This window comes from Colwellia sp. RSH04, from assembly GCF_003545765.1.
Classification (GTDB): Bacteria; Pseudomonadota; Gammaproteobacteria; order Enterobacterales; family Alteromonadaceae; genus Colwellia.
Genome location: NZ_QXIO01000002.1, coordinates 10,819 through 29,333 on the forward strand (window position 1 = coordinate 10,819; position 18,515 = coordinate 29,333).

Genomic DNA, 18,515 nt, shown 5'->3' on the forward strand with positions numbered 1-18,515 from the left:
TCAATCTACTCAATAATACGCATTATGTTAACTAAAAGTTTACTTTATTTTGTACTGTTTTTTCAGCTGCTCTATGGCTGCAGCTGGTGCAACGTCAGCTAATTTAATTAAACACTGCCTTGCTTGTGATGATTTATTTCTTAATTGCATATCGCATAACGCATAAAGATGCTGAGGATTGTTACTTAATCGATATGCTTGCAACAGTGCTTTGTATGCACTGGCGGGTTTGGAGGCTTCTAAGCTTATGCCATAAACATAAAAGTAATGACTGTTTTCAGGTGCTAAGTCTGTTGCTTTAGCAAAGTAAGTATTAGCCTTGCTCGACTGCTTAGCTCGAATATTTGCTAACCCTAAAGCGTAGGCTAACTCACTATTATCAGGTATTTTCTGGAAGCCAGTTTCTAAAGTCGTTATCGATAGTTGATTCTTTTGTTGTAAACGGAAAAGCTCAGCTAAATTTATATAGGCTTGTGCAAAATAAGGGTCAATTTTAATGCTTTGTCGGTATGCTTTTTCAGCGTTTTGATAATTACCTTGATGGGTATATATATTACCTACATTAGTATGGGAGAATCCACGGTCTTTATTGAATTCTTGTACGGAAAAGTAATCTTTTAATGCTATTTGAAGTTTTGATTTCTGCTCACTATTTAATTCTTGCCACAACGGTGCAAGAACAGAAGCTGCTTCAGCGCGTACAGCAAGAACTTCATCAGTTAATAAAGGGGAGAGCACTCGCCACCTTTCAACTGTAGGTAATTGTATTGCACCGTTTATTGCACCTAAACGTATGATACTTTTTTCACTTTTAACTGCACGAGCAATGGCGATTAAACTATTGGTATCAACTTTATTGCTCATTCTATCTAGGGCCGATGCACGAATGATATCAGGGTATGACTTAGTTTGCGCAATTTTAGAAAGCTCTTTAGATATTCCCGGATAATTTAGATCAGCAGCAGCAAACACAGGAGCAAAATGTTCATCTTGTCTTATTGATGAATTAGGGAACCAAGATAAAACATGCTTATCACTCCACTCGCTATTTTTATCTTGATGGCAGGATAAACAGGTATCAGGTGAATTAAATTGTTTCGCAAAATCAGGTCTTGGAATATGCCAGCCATGATCGCGTCGATTATCAACCTGCATGTAGGTCGTTTCAGGCATATGGCAATTAACACATTGCGCACCAGCAGAGGTTTCTGGGTGGTTATGGTGTTTTTTATTGGCGTAGTTATTTGCTTGGTGACATTGTAAACAGACCGTTTCTTTAGGTAAGGTGAGTTTGGCAGAGTGAGGATCATGACAATTGCTACATACCACACCATTAGCATTCATTTTACTTTGTAAAAAAGAGCCGTAAACAAAGTTCTCATCATAGACCTGACCATCGGGGTAATACAAAGAAGAGTTGATTAAACTCAATAGGTAACGTTCACCAAACTCATTTTTATCTACATGGTTTTCATCGCTAATTTGAACATGACGACTATGACATTGCGCGCAAACAAAATTTTGTTGGCTATGCTTTATTGAAGTAGGTGACATCGTTGTTGCGTTGTCTTTTAATGCCCACGCTTTAACCGATTTTGATAAATCCCGTGAAAAGCCTTTATCAACAATATCTTGAGTGCTTTTTTGTTTTGTCCAATTTATGTGTTCACTTGCTGGCCCATGACATGCTTCACAGGCAACATTAATTTCACTAAACGTGGTGTTATAGCTATTAGTGTTTTCATCAAAGTTTTTGCTGACATTGGTTGAGTGACAATCAGCGCACATATAATTCCAATTTTGACCAGTATTGGTCCAAAAGAACTCTTGATGTTTGTCGGTAAACTGCGGGTAAAGATTAAACCATCGTTGACCGCCTTGTTGCTTAGGCCTTGAATCCCAGGCAAAAGGAATTAATTGTACTCGTCCATCTTCAAATTCGACCATGTATTGTTGTAGTGGTTCATAGCCAAAGGTGTATTTAATTTGATAATCATGAAACTTACCGTCAGGCCCTTTTATATTGACCCAATATTGGTTGTCTTTACGATAAAAACGATTTACTTGATTATTTTCCATTAATTTGAAATCTGTAAAGTTACCAAGCACGGAATCACTACTTACATGCTTCATTGACATATCATGATGGGAGCCTTGCCATGCGGAATACTCTTTTTGATGACAATCTTTACATTGATTAACCCCCACATATTCTGTTGCTTGAATTGGGTTAACTAAAAAAAATAAGCAAAAGACTAATAAAATAGATCTACTTATATACATTATGATTTACTCATAGCTAGTCTAAAACCTATATCAGCCATGCGCACATTATTAGTTGCACCATCTCTGATAAATACCAGAGACTCTTTTGCTGAAAACTCGTATCCACCGCCGCGCAATACTTTCATTGCTTTTGTTTTAACATGACGATTTGTATCTAGCACTAATGGGTTAGTTCTATCACCTCGTTTGTAGGCATTTCGGTACATATCATCTTGGCAAAATTCCCAAACATTTCCTGTCATATCGTAAAGGCCCAATTCATTAGGCTGCTTTAATCCAACAGGGTGGCTTTGTTTGTTAGCATTGTCACTAAACCATGCAATATCGTCTATATTATTAGAGCCACTGTATAAAAAATGTTGAGATTGTGCTCCGCCTTTTGCGGCATATTCCCATTCTGCTTCTGTTGGTAATCGAAACGTTTTTCCCGTGACTTTGTTCAACCGTTCAATAAATAACAACATGTTAAAGTAACTGACATTATTCATAGGACAATCTTCACATTGAAAATAACTGTTGTTCCAACCCATCAGTTGTTGAAAAATATCTTGGGTGACTTCAAACTTACTTAAATAGAAACCATCGAGTGTGACTTGATGAGCAGGGCGTTCACGATTTCTTGCCTCTGGCGTATTTGACCCCATTTCGAAGCTTCCACCCTCTATCCAAACCATATTAGCTAATAGCTTTTGATGTAAGTTTTCAGATAATTGAAATTGTTGTTTTGCGTTTATTTCAGTCGTCTGCACAGACATTTCTAGTGGTTTATTTTTCGCTGAATTACTGGATGAACTACAGCCGAATAAGCTCATGAAGGTAAAAGAAGTTAAGCAGATAACTTTATGCGATAAGGAGAGATTACGTTTTTTCAAAAATGTCATAAGTGTGATGATTTTAAATTCTTATTTGAGTTGGTTAAAAAGAATGCTTTTAAAAAAACCATCAAGTATTTATCTTGATGGTTTTGTTCGTAGCGTTAATATTTATATTTTAAAAGCTTAAGGTACAAAACTACCAGGCTTTTGTCTTTGTGGAAACTCTTTAAACGTCGCTTTAAACTCTGCTACTTTTGTCATTGCTGGTGCCATTAAGAACATATGCTCGGCCCACCATTGTCCATAACCTTCTGATTCATGATCCATACGTTCATAAGGATCCATTCTTAAGTTAAATATCTTAGGTGCGCGAAGGGTAGTCCATGGGTTTTGCCAAACTTCTAAACCATGTGCTCGTTGCTCTTTAAACACAAACTTATATTGTTCATATCGTAAGCCAACGATATCACCAGTATCTGAAGAATAAATAAACTCTTTACGTGGCCCTTTCTTTGACGTATCTAAAAAGTGAGGCAAGAAGTTATACCCATCTAAATGCACTTTATATTTTGTGCCGTCAGCACTCATGCCTTTTTTTAATTTCGCTTTTACGTTGGTGTCACCAGCTGCGGCAAGGATAGTCGGCATCCAATCCATCATGGCAATCATTTCATTAGATACTTGGTTAGGTTTAATTTTACCTGGCCATTTTACCATCATAGGCACACGGTAGCCGCCTTCCCAGTTAGTATTTTTTTCACCTCTAAATGGCGTATAACCACCATCAGGCCATAAGGCTAATTCAGCGCCATTGTCAGTGGTGTACATTACAATAGTATTACCTGCAATTTTTAACTGATCTAATTTATCAAGTAATTGACCTACGTGACCATCATGCTCAGCCATACCGTCTGCATATAAACCTTGACCAGTAACGCCTTCAGATTCAGGCTTTAAACGAGTCCAAACGTGCATACGGGTGGAGTTAAACCAGACAAAAAAGGGCTTTTTGTTGCTATGGGCTTTATCTATGAATTTTAATGCAGCACCTAAAAATTCTTCATCGATAGTTTCCATACGCTTTTTGGTAACAGGGCCTGTATCGGTAATTTTACCGTCAGCAAATGAATGGATTGCACCACGAGGACCAAAACGTTTTTTAAATTCAGGGCTTTTAGGGTAATTAGGGTGTTCAGGTTCATCTTCAGCATTTAAGTGATATAAATTACCAAAAAACTCATCAAAACCATGATTAGTTGGTAAGTGTTCATCTTTATCACCTAAATGATTTTTACCAAATTGACCCGTTACATAGCCACGTGCTTTTAGCAGCTTAGCAATGGTTGGGTCTTTAACGTTTATGCCCTCATCTGCACCGGGCAAGCCAACTTTCGTCATACCTGTGCGCATTGGGTGTTGTCCGGTGATAAAACCTGCTCGTCCTGCCGTACAACTTTGATCGCCATAAGAGTCGGTAAATAAGATACCGTCGTTGGCAATACTGTCAATATTTGGCGTTTTATAGCCCATAATGCCACGGTTATAGGCGCTGATATTAAAAGGACCGATATCATCGCCCCATATTGCAAGTATATTGGGTTTTGAGGTATCTGTTGTTGCAAATGCAGCACTAGAGGCGGCAAGTAAACTTACCCCTAAAAAGAGTTTTTTTAACTTACTTTTGATGACCATGATTGTTCCTTATTAAATCGATAAAGTGAGTTCTAAAGGGTATTTAAGTTCTATCTGTTATGATGTTACATCAAATACCTGATTTATCTACTATAAACGTAAATTATTTTTTTGAAAAAAAGGCTCTAGAAATACTAGAGCCTTTTAAATCAACATTGACAAAATTAACGTCTTAGATATAAGTTATTATCGATTTGGACTTAATTGTTGTAATTGTTTTAATGCTTTTTGTGTTCTGATACTTTTATAACCAATGTCACTAGCACTTAAGCTACTACCCGCTTGGAAAGGGTATCCGTCAATAGTGCTCATGAATTCGGCAACTTGTTGTTGAATAGGTACAAATAGCCACATGTTGTCACCATACCAGCGAGTATACATTCCAGATTCTTTATTGGCTGTTTCGAATGGATCTGCATGCAAGTTAGTGATTACAGGCCAAGCAGGGGTTTTACGATAGGCGGTATTAATTGCACCTTCTTGTTCAGCGAAGGTTATTTTCCATTCGTTCCAACGTACTGCGTTTAAATCCCCTTCAGCGCTAAAGTATAGTTTACTGACACGTGGTGATTTATCTTCTTTTCCTTCAAAGAAAGGCATGAAGTTATGACCGTCGGCATGTATTTTCCATTTCTTACCGTTAGCGCTGTAACCTTTTTTCAATTTACTCACAAGGTTAGGTTCACCTGCAGCAGCAAGTAGCGTTGGCATCCAATCTTCATGTGACATCATCGCATTATACCTTGAGCCGGGTTTAATGGTTCCAGGCCAGCGCACAAGTTGTGGTACACGCATACCACCTTCATTTGTTGTGCCTTTCTCACCAGCAAATGGTGAAGTGCCGCCATCAGGCCAAGTGAATTTTTCTGCACCGTTATCGGTTGAATAAATAACAATGGTGTTATCAGCAATTTTTAAGTCATCTAATTTATCAAGCAATATACCTACATGATCGTCATGTTCTAACATGCCATCAGCATATATACCAACACCAGACTTACCTAAATACTTCTCTTGTAAACGCGTCCAAACGTGCATACGTGTAGAACTGTGCCAAATAAAGAAAGGTTTTTTTGCTTTATGTGCTTTATCAATAAACTTTAAAGTAGAAGCAAGAAATTCTTCATCCGCAGTTTCCATACGTTTACGTGTCATAGGGCCAGTATTTTCAATTTTTCCATCTGCAAAAGAGTGAATAACACCTCGAGGCCCATACTTTTTGTGGAAATCTTTATCTTTAGGGTAGTAATATGTTTCAGGTTCTTCTTCGGCATTTAAATGATATAAATTACCAAAAAACTCATCAAAACCATGATTAGTGGGTAAATGTTTATCTTGATCGCCTAGGTGATTTTTACCAAATTGTGCCGTCATATAGCCTTTGTTTTTCAGTAAATCAGCAATGGTAGGTGTCCAATCAGGAATACCATGATCTGAACCAGGCATGCCTATAGTTAACAACCCTGTTCGAAAAGGTTCTTGACCAAGAATAAAGGAAGCTCGGCCAGCGGTACAACTTTGCTGTGCGTAATGGTGGGTAAATAACGCACCTTCGTTAGCAATTCGATCAATATTAGGGGTTTCATACCCCATCATACCTTGGTTATATGCGCTGATATTATAATAACCTATATCATCACCCCAAATGGCGAGAACATTTGGCTTAGATTTATCGGTTGTGGCAAAAGCACTGGTAGTCAAGGCCGCTAAGCTAACCCCCAAGGCTATTTTTTTGACGAGTGTATTTATTTTCATTGAGCTTCCTTTGTTCATAAAGTTCATAAAGTTCATAAATAATATGCCTAAAACCCTAACTAAATGCTAGGCTCATTAACAAATTAGTAATAAATGAGTATTATAAATTGCTTATTTACCTAACCATTACGAATATAGCACTTAAATAGTTTACTTTTTTTTAAAATAAGGAAATTGTATGAAATTTATATTTCATTTATATAAAAACACTAATCTACTTCGACTCAGTTTTTCTTTGTTAATCAGTGTTATGCCATTATCAGTTATGGCTGATACAAAGCCGCCTAAATTAGTATTGCAAATTACGGTTGATCAATTGCGCAGTGATATGCCAGAACGTTTTATCGATAAAATGAGTAAAGGCGGTTTTAAATATTTATATAACAAAGGTGTGGTCTTTAAGAATGCCCATCATGTACATGCCAATACTGAAACAATTGTAGGGCACACATCTTTAGCTACAGGTGCTTTACCCTCAGTGCATGGCATGATTGGTAATGTTTGGTTTGATAACAAGCAGGGCAGGTTAGTCTATAATATTGAAGATGAGCAATACCCTTTATTATCAGCCGATGCTGATGTAAATAAAGAGACAGAAATTGATCCTACTCAAAAAGCAGCCAAAGTTTCAGGCCGTTCTCCTCGAAATATTATGGTGTCTACGTTTAGTGATGAGTTGTCGATTGCAACAAACGGTAAAGCTAAGGTGTTTGGTGTTTCTGTTAAAGACAGAGGTGCTGTGGCAATGGCAGGTCATACGGGGAAAGCGTTTTGGTTTTCAAAAAAATCAGGGGAGTTTGTTACTAGTCAGTATTATTATGACCAATATCCTAAATGGGTGATTGATTTTAATAACACTCAACCAACCAAGGCCTATCATCAAAAAAGTTGGCAGCTACTTAAACCACAAAACAGCTATCAGTTTGCTAAAAATGACGATCAACCTTGGGAAACAAAATTTCCGGGTTTTGGTCGTACCTTTCCCCATCAATATGGCGATATGAATAATGGTTACTTCAATACGTTTTTAACCTTAAGCCCCGCAGGTGATGAACTCACTGCTGATTTTGCCAAAGCGATTTTAGTTAATGAAAAATTAGGTCAAGATGCTGTTACTGATTATTTATCGGTGAGCTTTTCATCAACTGACTATGTAGGGCATATTTTTGGTCCATCAAGTTTAGAAGCTGAAGATAATCTATTGAGATTAGATAGAACCTTAGCCCGATTATTGAAGTTTGTTGATGAAAAAGTAGGGTTAAACAACACGTTAATTGTTTTGTCTGCTGATCATGGGGCTGCTGAAGTACCACAATATTTGGCTCATTTGGGTATGGAATCTAAGGCTGTCTCACCTGATGGTTGGGATGTTTCGCCGGGTTTGAAAACATTGAAAAAGCGATTTGGTTTAGATCAAAAGTTAATTAAAACGTATTTCCATCCTTATATTTACTTAGATCGAGAACTCATCGCGCAAAAAAAATTATCTTTAGCGCAAGTACAAAAAGCGGTTGCGCAAGAAGTTGAAAAACTTGATGGTGTTTCATTAGCTATTAGTAGTACTGATATTGAAGCAAATGCTGTACCTAATGATTATGTTCATTCATTGGTTATTAATAATCATAATCAACGCCGTTCAGGTGATGTTTATGTTGTTTTTGAGCCTCATCGCTTTATTGCTGACATGGAAGGATTAACGGTAGCAGCAACACATGGTTCACCTTGGAGTTATGACACCTTTGTGCCAATTATTTTTGCAGGAAACGGCATTGAACATGAAGTTATTCATAAAAGAGTTAGTGCATTAGATGTTGCGACAACTCTTTCAGCGTTTTTGAAAATTAAGCCTCCATCTGGCGCTCATGGCAATGTACTTCCTGAAATTCTAGAAGATTAAGGCGTTATTTACGTGGCTTAACAAATTGATTACTCATGCTCACGGCACTGACACCGTGAGCAAATACACTCATTAAAACAGTTAACACAATAACAGAGAAAATCTTTTCATTGCCTTCAACACCTATTTGATCAACAGCAATGAGTAAATAAAGTATTGATGCAATTCCTCTTGGCCCAAACCATGAAATAAAAAATTTACTGTAATTATCTAAACCGGATCCCGAAAGGCAAATAAAAGCGGGCAGAACACGTATAATCGTTAGGCTTAAAAAAGCGTAAATGCATACAGAAAGATCCCAATAAGGAGAGAATGTTGGCACAAAAATCAACCCAAATATTAAAAAGACAAATAAAGTTAATAATTGACCTTCAGTCTCACCAAACTCTTGTATCCTCTCTCTAACATCAGTATTTTTAATACTTAAGAATAAGCCTGAACAAAAAGCCGCTATGAAGCCATTGCCGTGTAATGATTCAGCAAAAGAATAGGCCAAGATAGCAATAGATAAACAGGTTAATCGTTGGAAAACCTCATTCATCCATTGCTTTTTATTTGCATAATCAATTAATTTTCCACCAACATTACCCACCAAAATCCCAATAATTGGTCCTAAAATAAGCTGTAATGCAATGAAGTTTAACCAGTGATCTTCAGAAGATATCTGACCTGTACCACTTGCGATAACCGCTAAGCAAACGAAAATAGGAGGTAGAGAAATCCCATCATTTAATCCACTTTCAGTACTAATAGATTCACGTATTTTTAGTGGTACTGCTTTGCTATTTACTACGGCTTGTCCTAACGCTGCATCGGTAGGAGATAAAATTAGTGCTAGTAATACTAATAACCATATACTGTATTGTGGAAAAGTGTAAATGGCTATAAATGAGCCAAAAACCATTGTGATGGGTAAGCCTATTAAAAGTAATCTAGCAGGTAATCCTTGTAAGCGACTTTTAAGATGCTTTAGCTGAATAAAAGATGCATCAACAAAAAGAATAATAATTAGCGTGATTTCAGCTATGAGCTTAATCGCTTTTGAATCTATTTCAATTGAAATGATATCAAAACCCAACGGGCTACAAATCAAACCAATTGTTGCAAAAAACATTGGGCCAGAAATAGGGGAATTCTCAGCAACTTTAGAAAATAAGCCAAAGATTAAAATAAGTAATGCGGTTAAAAGAATCGCTTGATGGTCATGCATGGTTACATTCCGTTGGAAAACTAAATTTATTTTAATTAATTAGGATTATTATTTTCGATAGTAAGGTAATATTACACGTATTCATATGATTAACATTAATTATTTATGCGACGTTCTAGTTACCCTGATCATGAAGTAACCACGATAAACTGGAAAGCTTTTAAGTTAATTCTTCCTTATTTGTTCGAATTTAAACAACGAATATTCTTTGCAATGTTTTGTTTAGTACTGACTAAAATTGCCAGTGTTTATTTACCGTTTATTCTAAAGGACATAGTAGACACTTTAGATGCACAAAACTCAACTGGCGAGCAATTAAACCGCTTAATTATAGTACCCTTTGGTTTAGTGGCTGCTTATGGCTTAGTTAGGCTGTCTATTGTTATTTTTGCTGAAATTAGAGATACCTTATTCGGTCGAGTAACCGAAAGAGCCATTCGAAGAATTAGTCTTAATGTTTTTCGACACTTACACCAATTAGATTTAGATTTTCATCTAAATCGACAAACAGGCGGGTTATCGAGAGATATAGATAGAGGCACTTCAGGTATTAGCTTCTTAATGCGTTTTATGGTTTTTAATATTATTCCCACCTTATTAGAAATAATAATGGTAGTGAGTATTTTGTTTATAAACTACGGTATTAAATTTGCTGTTATTACACTCAGCTCCATTGCCGCATATATTGCTTATTCAATCTTTGCTACAGAGCGCCGTACTCGTTATGTACGTGCGGCTAATCAAGCAGACTCTTCAAGTAATACTAGGGCGATTGATAGCTTATTAAATTATGAAACGGTTAAGTATTTTACTAATGAAGAATATGAAGCTAAGGCTTATGACAAGCAGCTTGAATCTTGGGAACATGCAAAAATTAAAAACAGGTTATCTTTATTTGCCTTAAACGGTGGACAGGCGTTTATCATAGCAATCGCTATGACTTCAATGCTGGCTTTAGCTGCTTATGAAGTGAGTCATGGTGTGATGACATTGGGCGATTTTGTGCTAATTAACGCGTTTATGATGCAACTGTTTATGCCATTAAACTTTTTGGGTTTTGTCTATCGTGAAATTAAGGGATCTTTAGCCAATATTGAAAATATGTTTTCTTTACTTGGGCGTAAAGCAAAAATAGAAGACATTGAAAATGCTAAAACGTTAGCAGTTAAACGTGCTGCTATTAGCGTGAGTAATATCACTTTCAACTATCAAGAAAAGCGGGCAATTATTAAGGGTATTTCCTTTGAAGTTAAGGCAGGTGATAAAGTTGCCATTGTCGGTCAAAGTGGCTCAGGTAAATCAACTCTAGTTAAATTACTGTTTAGGTTCTATGACGTGAAATCTGGTGAAATCACTATAAATGGTCAAAACATTACTGAGGTAAGTCAGCATTCTTTAAGAAAGCATATTGGGATAGTGCCACAAGATACCGTACTTTTTAATGATACGCTTTATGCAAATATTCAGTATGGTAGACCTGAGGCTAGTCAACAAGACATTCAAAAAGCCATTAAAATGGCTCATCTTTCAGAGTTTATTGAAAGCTTACCTGATGGTGTTAACACCGTTGTAGGTGAACGAGGTTTAAAATTATCTGGTGGTGAAAAACAACGCGTTGCCATTGCGAGAACTATTTTAAAAGATCCCGCTATTCTAATCTTTGATGAAGCAACCTCTTCATTAGATAGTGAATCTGAACAAGCCATTTTAAAGGCAATTAATGAAGTGGCAGAAAATAGAACCAGTATTGTGATTGCCCATAGGTTATCAACGGTTGTTGATGCGGATAATATTCTCGTGATGAAGCACGGTGAAATAATAGAGCAAGGTTCACACCAAGAGCTATTAGCGCAACAAGGTAGTTATGCTAATATGTGGCAATTACAACAATCATCGAATGATGAAATTTAACTAGTCTTATTTATTAGTGAAGAAAAATGCCTACAGTAGAACAATCCGTTATTAGCGCAACAAAAGATTGGTTAGAGCAAGTGATTATTGGGCTGAACTTTTGTCCTTTTGCCAAAAAAGAATTTGTGCAACAAACGATTTACTATTACGTCTCAGATAAAACGAAAAGTAAAATGGCTTTGGTTGAGATGTTAAATCAGTTTCAATACCTACAAGCGCATAATGAGCTTGAAACAACTTTAGTGATATATCCACAAACGTTTCGCTCGTTTGATCGATTTTTAGATTTAGTCGATCAAGCCAACGAACTTCTTATCGATGAAGGTTTTGAGGGGGTCTTTCAACTTGCGACTATGCATCCGGAATATTGTTTCGCCGATGAAGATTATGACGATGCGAGTAATTTTACTAACCGATCACCATTTCCTATGATTCATATCATTAGAGAGGAAAGTATGGCGAAAGTGCTTTCAATTTATAAAGAGCCTGAGAAAATACCTGATAATAATATTGGTGTAGCTCAAGCAAAAGGCAGCGAATACTTTAAACAATTATTAGACAATATACATGCGAAGCACGTAAAGTAGGTAGAATACTAGATTTAGGGTCTGTTGATCTTTCGCGATTAAGTTTTGTTAGAGCTAAAAGCGTTTTATTCGCGGCGAGTAGTGTGTAGCTTAGTCATTCTAAGCAAATACTACTCAACAAAGCATAAAATGCTTTTAGCCGAATCCTTCGGACAGCGTTTGTTGGTCATTTTTACGGCGTTATCGCCTTTTTATGTGGAATACCCCATGACAAAGGCTCTGCCTTGTAGAAATGTCCAACAAAAAGCTGCAAAAACAACCCCGAAAGCTCAACAGCCCCTAAGTACAATAGCGTTATCTAAAAAACCTCGCTAAACAAATTCATACTCAAGATTACAGCTTGATTACACCTAAACCTTACATATTTTTGTACACTTGAACAATAAAATTCAGGTAAGGTGACATAAGTATGAATTCAATCACTTTAGATCATATTAATACTTCAAGTAATGCTTCAAGTAACGCTAGTAAGTTAACAGCGACTGCGTCAGTCTTAACGACTTATTATCAAGGTAAAAAATACTATTTTTCATGCTTTGATGAATTGTGGCAGTTTTATCGTATTATTTTATCAAGCGGACGTACTTTATCGTTACGTGAACAAAAACAAAGTTACATTAAGGTTTGATTGCACAAAATCATCTAAGGTAGAATGTTTTTCCTTAACTTTAGGCGGAACATTCAATTTATGAGTTTTATAGAGCAGTTTACCATGATAGCTGTTGTACACTTTCTTGCTGTTGCTAGCCCTGGACCTGACTTCGCGCTAATTTTCAAACAAAGTATACGCTACAATCGCACTGTTGCTATTTATAGTAGTTTAGGCATTGCAGCAGGGATTATTTTACATGTTACCTATTCATTAGTTGGTATTGGGTTATTAATTGCTAGTGATCAACGGTTACTTACGGTACTCACATACTTAGCAGCAGGCTATTTTTGCTATATCGCATGGCATGGCCTTAACGCTAAACCACCAGAAGATAGCGATATTAATTCTCCAAATTCAGCCACGTATAATGAAAATTTCCCGTCTAATAAAAAAGCATTTATCACTGGCTTTTTAATTAATGGTCTTAATGTAAAAGCAACATTATTTTTTGTTAGTTTATTTTCTGTTGTTATCTCTCCGAGTACTGATATGAATATTAAACTTATATACGGTTTTTATTTAGTCATAGCAACAGGGCTATGGTTTATCAGTTTGTCTTATTTACTTACGTTACCAAAAGTAAGAAATTTACTCTTTGTAAAAGGTTATTGGGTAGACCGTATTATGGGGGTTGTTTTGCTAATTATTGCAATACAACTTGTATGGAATAACTTGAGCGCCTAGGTTTTCTTTTTATTTACGGTATAATATCGCCAAGCAATGTAGTTAGCTAAATAATAGGTAAGAGTTTGTCAGAAAAAATTTCAGTAATTCAAGTTGGCGGTAGTGTTGAGCAAGCCGAGCAGGGTAATTATCAATTAGATACCAAAGCAATTTTTAGCGAAGCGTGGCAATACACGCTAAAAGCTAGAGTATCAATTATGTTAGGTCTTGGGTTTGCTCTTTTCTTAGGCATGATTGTCTCTTATATCGCTAGTAATTACCTAGGTGGTATGGAAGTTATTTTTGAAGATCCGCAAGCAGGAATGATATTAAACATATTGGTGACGGTTGTTATATGGCCTTTTTTAGCTGGCGTTGAAATGATGGGGGTCTTTCATGCTGTTGGAATGAAAACGCATGTGGGATTAGTTTTTTCTTTCTTAAAACGTGGTAGTTGGGTCGCTGTATGCGCGTTACTAACTTCTTCATTGATTAGCATTGGTTTTCAGTTATTAATTTTTCCAGGTGTTTTCCTTGCTGTTGTTTTGTCGTTGACCATACCTTTAGTGGTAGAGAAACAAATGACTCCCATGAAAGCTATAGTTCTTTCTGTAAAAGCATTACGATTTAAATGGTGGCAACTAACGTCAATTTACATGTTGTTAATAATCTGTTTGTTAGCGTTATTATTTCCAGTTGTTTTATTGGCTGATAGCGCTATAGCTCCTCTATCTATCATTTTATTTATTTTTGGTATGACCTATTTAGCACCACTTTACTATAACGTGAAAGGTATTTTATACCGTGAAATATTCGGTGTTAAAATAGCAACGAATAACCCCAACGATAATGAAAGTAATCAAGGTGATAGTGACGAGAATGATAATGAACGCACTGTAATAAACAAAAATGGACCAGACGATACATTCTCAGCGTAATGTATTTTTTGTTTACAAGGAAATTTTATGAGTATAGTTAACCGCATTACATCGGCAGTATTGTTGATAGGTCTTGTTGTATCTATTGTAGCGCCTTTTACTTTTTTAAAGCCTAAACCTTTGGCTACTCTTGATGAAACTGAATCAAGAGCGGAACAGCAACCTAAAAAAACTCACACACCATTGAAGGTAATAAAAAAAGTAGAAAAACCGCTGCACTCTGTGACGCTACCAAACTTTTCGGCTATTTATGATATACCCACCAAAAAGAAACGCTTTTTTGATTTTATGCGTCCAGCTATAAGAGAGCACAATAATCAATTATTGAAAACTAGAGCAAAATTAGAGTACTGGTTAGAACAAACATCATTAGAACTTGGATTAACCAATGAAGAGCAAGAAGAGCTAGCTAATTTAGCTAAAAAATATCGCGTAAGTAAGCATAACTCTACGCTACAACAGCTAGATGAGCTGTTAGTTAAAGTCGATATGATCCCCGAGTCATTGGTACTAGTACAAGCAGCCAATGAGTCTGCTTGGGGCACTTCTAGGTTTGCTCGTATAGGCTTAAACTTCTTTGGCATTTGGTGTTATAAACCTAAATGTGGCATGGTGCCAAGCGGAAGAAATGCTGGCGCAAAACACGAAGTTGCTGCTTTTAAGAGCGTTGATGCGGCTGTGAAGGGGTATTTTAAGAATATAAATACTCATAATGCGTATAGAGTATTTAGAAGTATACGCTCTCAATTACGTGAACATAACCAACCACTTGATGCTGAAATATTAGCGACCGGGTTACTACCTTATTCAGAGCGTGGCGCACATTACGTGTTAGATATAACTGATATGTTAAGACATAATCAGCGCTATTTTAGCGCTGAAGATACCTCGTTTAATGCGGCAGATTAGTTCGTTATTTTATTTCGAAATTTATTTTACTTCAATAATATCGACTAAATCTGCTGAGATTCTTACGCTAGAAGCTTGTTGTTTGCTTTTCTGAGTAAACTCATTATCAGCGCTAAAGCTTTCTTGATCAAATGCTGTGTCTCCGCCATTAACGATGCCAGAATCACTATTTATCTCTTTAAAGTTAAATAACTGGCTATCACATAAGTGTGATGGAACGATATTTTTCATTGCTGTGAACATCGATTCAATCCTACCTGGCGATTGCTCATTCCACTCATTTAACATGCGTTTAATATTTTGACGTTGTAAATTAGGTTGAGAGCCACATAAATTACAAGGAATAATAGGGAATTTTTTTAATTCACCGTACTGAATAAGTTCACTTTCTTTACAAAATGCTAATGGCCTTATAACAACATGCTCGCCATTATCTGAAACAAGCTTTGCCGGCATTGATTTCATTTTACCGCCATAAAACATATTTAACATCAGAGTTTCAATCATATCATCTCTGTGGTGTCCTAAGGCTATCTTAGTTGCACCTAATGCTTTAGCCGCTTTATATAACACGGCACGACGAAGTCTTGAACATAAACTACAGGTTGTTTTACCTTCAGGTATTTTATCTTTTACGATTGCATAAGTATCTTCTTCGATTATCTGGTACTCAATTCCCAGTTCTTTTAGGTAATTAGGCAAAATATGCTCTGGAAAGCCTGGTTGCTTTTGATCTAAATTAACCGCAACCAGCTCGAAATTAATCGGAGCCGATTCTTTAAGTAACATTAAAATACTGAGTAAGGCATAACTGTCTTTACCGCCTGATAAACACACCATAATTTTATCGCCATCTTCAATCATATTGTATTCAGCAATAGCTTGTCCCACATTACGTCGAAGGCGCTTTTCAAGCTTAGTTAATTGCGTTTTTTGTGTATCGGTTAATGAAGAGTTGTTCATAGAATTAAGTGCACTTAAGTATTAATGCGCGCATTATACTCATTATTTAAAGGAAGTTAAAAGAAGTTGATTATAAAGAAAAGCCAAGCACTAAATGCTTGGCTTTACCGTAAACGCTCTAACGATATTTACTCTGCAAGTGGTGAGACATAACCGTCTGGTTTTAAAGCAAGAACATCGCAATTTAGATGGTCAATTACATGCTCTGCTGTATTACCTATTAAAGCGGCAGAAATACCTGTTCTGCCAATAGTACCTAAAATTAATAACTCAGCATCTATTTTTTTTGCCACTTGTTCAATAACAGTTTCAGGTAACCCTTCTTCAACATAAGTATTATTTGGATTAACATTATATTTGTTTGCGTGCTGTGTCATTGAATCTTGGTGATGCTTTAACATAGCATTATTATATTCAGTTGAATCAAATTCAGGTATTTCTATAGAAATATTCACTGGCGTACCAGGATATGAATTAACCAAATGTACATTAGCATCAATTAAACCTGCTAATTTACTCGCTTGCTCTGTAATTTTATTATTCAGCGATAAATGCTCTTCTTCGTCACTGCCGACATTAATAGCAGCAAGAATATTACCATCTTTAGGCCACTCATGCTCTTTAACAAGTAATACAGGGCTAGGGCATTTTCTTAATAAGTGCCAATCAGTTGGTGTAAACACAACGGACTTTAACTTGTCGTGCTGGTGAGTACCTTTGATTACGATATCGAATTTATGTTCAATCACTTGATTTATGATGGCTTCAAAAGGACGATTATGCCAAACAACTTCACTTGTTATATTCAGTGAAGAGTCGAGTTCTTTTACTTTGTCATCAAGCCACTGTTGTTTATCTTTAATCACCATCTGACGCATTGCATCACGTTCATTGCTTGAGAGTATGGTCGTCATTTCATAAGAAAAATCAAAGATACTAAAAAAGGCCGTGATACTGACCGTTTCACTGCTAGATTCTGTCAGTCTAGTTGCGAGTTCAATTGCGCGTTTTAGTGCCTTTTGTTCATTGCACGTTGGATCTACAACAACCAGTATTTTTTTATACATGTCCATGACAAACCTCTTATTAGTAAGTATCTATAGTATATTTCTACTATAGATACTTTATAACAAATTACTAGAATAAATGCTTGTTTTGTATCAACTAACTTTAAGGCGTGTTGACTTTTTTTTAATAATTTTGCTGAGAAACAAAACACCTTAATTAAGGCAAAACTTGCGTACTTTACTCGCTAAATCAGTAGCTTTTGAATAAACGTAAAGGGAGGAGGGAATCTCAGCCCTTCGGGGGATGGCTATTTTAAACACTAACGGCATTAGTGTTAACTTGTTTGGAATAACCAAGCGGGGGTGATACTGCTTTGCTAATGATAAAAAAGCGCATTAATGAAATATCAACAAAGGTCAATACGCCCTAGACTTTACTCAAAGAAAAAGCCCGGTAAAAACTGAGTTTCTACCGGGCTTTATGTATTCGAAAAGTAAAGCTTATAGCGCAGCTACATCAATCAAATCATCTAAGTCTAGAATAGTGATTAATTTTCCATCTACTTTTATTAATCCGTTTTTATGGAATCTGTTTAAAAGACGACTAATTGTTTCAACAGTTAAGCCAATATAGTTACCAATATCGCTACGAGTCATGGTTAAACGGTATTCAGTCGCTGATAAACCACGCGAGTGATAGCGATCACTCAAGCTCACTAAGAAGGTTGCAACGCGCTGCTCAGCATTTTTTCTATTAAGCAGAGTAAGCATTTCTTGGTCTGTTTTAATTTCATTACTCATTAGACGCAAAACTTGTTTTTTTAGCTTTGGCATACTGTTTGAAAGCGTATCTAAGTTATTATATGGGATTTCGCATACCATAGATGTTTCTAGAGCTTGAGCAAAACTTGGGTGTGCACTTTCAGCGATAGCATCAAAGCCTAATAAATCACCTGCTAAATGAAAGCCAGTGATTTGTTCTTCACCTTGCTCATTAACAGTAAATGTTTTAAATGTACCAGAACGTATTGCAAACAAAGCGTTTAATTCTTGACCGTCATGAAAAATCTTATCGCCCTTGTGAATAGGTCGCTTTCTATCGATGATTTCATCTAAGCTATGAAGTTCTTGCTCATTCAGCGAAAAAGGTAAACATAGCTCACTAATACTACAATTTTGACATTTGATATGTTGCTGGGTTGCACAACTTTTATTAGGCATGACTACTAT

At 36.3% G+C, this 18,515-nt stretch carries 15 protein-coding genes and 1 pseudogene; 8 read left to right on the forward strand and 8 right to left on the reverse strand.

Annotation, left to right across the window (positions count from 1 at the left end):
- Positions 1-39: 39 nt before the first annotated feature.
- The 4 genes from D1094_RS03565 to D1094_RS03580 form a co-directional block, all read right to left on the reverse strand.
- On the reverse strand, positions 40-2,283 hold the full coding sequence (locus D1094_RS03565; RefSeq protein ID WP_118958734.1) for a tetratricopeptide repeat protein: 2,244 nt from the start codon (positions 2,281-2,283) through the stop codon (positions 40-42).
- Positions 2,283-3,158 (reverse strand): formylglycine-generating enzyme family protein, encoded by an 876-nt coding sequence (locus tag D1094_RS03570; protein WP_259337808.1) that lies wholly within the window; start codon positions 3,156-3,158, stop codon positions 2,283-2,285. Before D1094_RS03570 ends, D1094_RS03565 begins: the two co-directional genes overlap by 1 nt.
- Before the next feature lie 126 nt (positions 3,159-3,284).
- Positions 3,285-4,793 (reverse strand): arylsulfatase, encoded by a 1,509-nt coding sequence (locus D1094_RS03575; RefSeq protein WP_118958736.1) that lies wholly within the window; start codon positions 4,791-4,793, stop codon positions 3,285-3,287.
- A gap of 186 nt (positions 4,794-4,979) precedes the next feature.
- Positions 4,980-6,548, reverse strand: coding sequence for an arylsulfatase (locus D1094_RS03580; protein ID WP_220452522.1), 1,569 nt, complete (start codon positions 6,546-6,548; stop codon positions 4,980-4,982).
- A gap of 178 nt (positions 6,549-6,726) precedes the next feature.
- On the opposite strand from D1094_RS03580, the gene D1094_RS03585 reads away from it, so the two are divergent.
- On the forward strand, positions 6,727-8,445 hold the full coding sequence (locus D1094_RS03585; RefSeq protein WP_118958737.1) for an alkaline phosphatase family protein: 1,719 nt from the start codon (positions 6,727-6,729) through the stop codon (positions 8,443-8,445).
- Positions 8,446-8,449: 4 nt separating this feature from the next.
- Here D1094_RS03585 and D1094_RS03590 read toward each other — a convergent pair whose 3' ends face one another.
- Positions 8,450-9,655, reverse strand: a complete 1,206-nt coding sequence (locus D1094_RS03590) for a sodium:proton antiporter (protein ID WP_118958738.1) — start codon at positions 9,653-9,655, stop codon at positions 8,450-8,452.
- A 105-nt stretch (positions 9,656-9,760) separates the two neighbouring features.
- Here D1094_RS03590 and D1094_RS03595 point away from each other — a divergent pair, with 105 nt between their 5' ends.
- The 7 genes and pseudogenes from D1094_RS03595 (at position 9,761) to D1094_RS03620 (ending at position 15,315) form a co-directional block, all read left to right on the forward strand.
- Complete coding sequence (locus tag D1094_RS03595) at positions 9,761-11,566, forward strand: ABC transporter ATP-binding protein/permease (protein ID WP_118958739.1); 1,806 nt, start codon at positions 9,761-9,763, stop codon at positions 11,564-11,566.
- A gap of 26 nt (positions 11,567-11,592) precedes the next feature.
- Complete coding sequence (locus D1094_RS03600; protein ID WP_118958740.1) at positions 11,593-12,153, forward strand: DUF1415 domain-containing protein; 561 nt, start codon at positions 11,593-11,595, stop codon at positions 12,151-12,153.
- An 81-nt stretch (positions 12,154-12,234) separates the two neighbouring features.
- Positions 12,235-12,455: pseudogene (locus tag D1094_RS18830) on the forward strand (hypothetical protein).
- A 107-nt stretch (positions 12,456-12,562) separates the two neighbouring features.
- Positions 12,563-12,781: a hypothetical protein gene (locus D1094_RS03605; protein ID WP_220452523.1), complete on the forward strand. Its 219-nt coding sequence runs from the start codon at positions 12,563-12,565 to the stop codon at positions 12,779-12,781.
- Between the two features lie 60 nt (positions 12,782-12,841).
- On the forward strand, positions 12,842-13,489 hold the full coding sequence (locus D1094_RS03610) for a LysE family translocator (RefSeq protein WP_118958741.1): 648 nt from the start codon (positions 12,842-12,844) through the stop codon (positions 13,487-13,489).
- Between the two features lie 65 nt (positions 13,490-13,554).
- Positions 13,555-14,406 (forward strand): hypothetical protein, encoded by an 852-nt coding sequence (locus D1094_RS03615; RefSeq protein ID WP_118958742.1) that lies wholly within the window; start codon positions 13,555-13,557, stop codon positions 14,404-14,406.
- A 27-nt stretch (positions 14,407-14,433) separates the two neighbouring features.
- Positions 14,434-15,315 carry a glucosaminidase domain-containing protein gene (locus D1094_RS03620; protein ID WP_118958743.1) on the forward strand — a complete coding sequence of 294 codons (882 nt, stop codon included), beginning with the start codon at positions 14,434-14,436 and terminating at the stop codon, positions 15,313-15,315.
- 21 nt (positions 15,316-15,336) lie between these two features.
- On the opposite strand, the gene ttcA is transcribed toward D1094_RS03620, so the two are convergent.
- The 3 genes from ttcA to fnr all read right to left on the reverse strand — a co-directional run bounded on the left by ttcA (position 15,337) and on the right by fnr (position 18,506).
- Complete coding sequence (gene ttcA / locus D1094_RS03625; RefSeq protein ID WP_118958744.1) at positions 15,337-16,278, reverse strand: tRNA 2-thiocytidine(32) synthetase TtcA; 942 nt, start codon at positions 16,276-16,278, stop codon at positions 15,337-15,339.
- A 128-nt stretch (positions 16,279-16,406) separates the two neighbouring features.
- The gene (uspE, locus tag D1094_RS03630) at positions 16,407-17,351 is read right to left on the reverse strand and encodes a universal stress protein UspE (RefSeq protein ID WP_118958745.1); all 945 of its coding nucleotides are present in this window, start codon (positions 17,349-17,351) and stop codon (positions 16,407-16,409) included.
- A 435-nt stretch (positions 17,352-17,786) separates the two neighbouring features.
- Entirely contained in the window at positions 17,787-18,506 is a 720-nt protein-coding gene (gene fnr, locus D1094_RS03635; protein WP_118958746.1) for a fumarate/nitrate reduction transcriptional regulator Fnr, read from the reverse strand.
- Between the last annotated feature and the right edge of the window lie 9 nt (positions 18,507-18,515).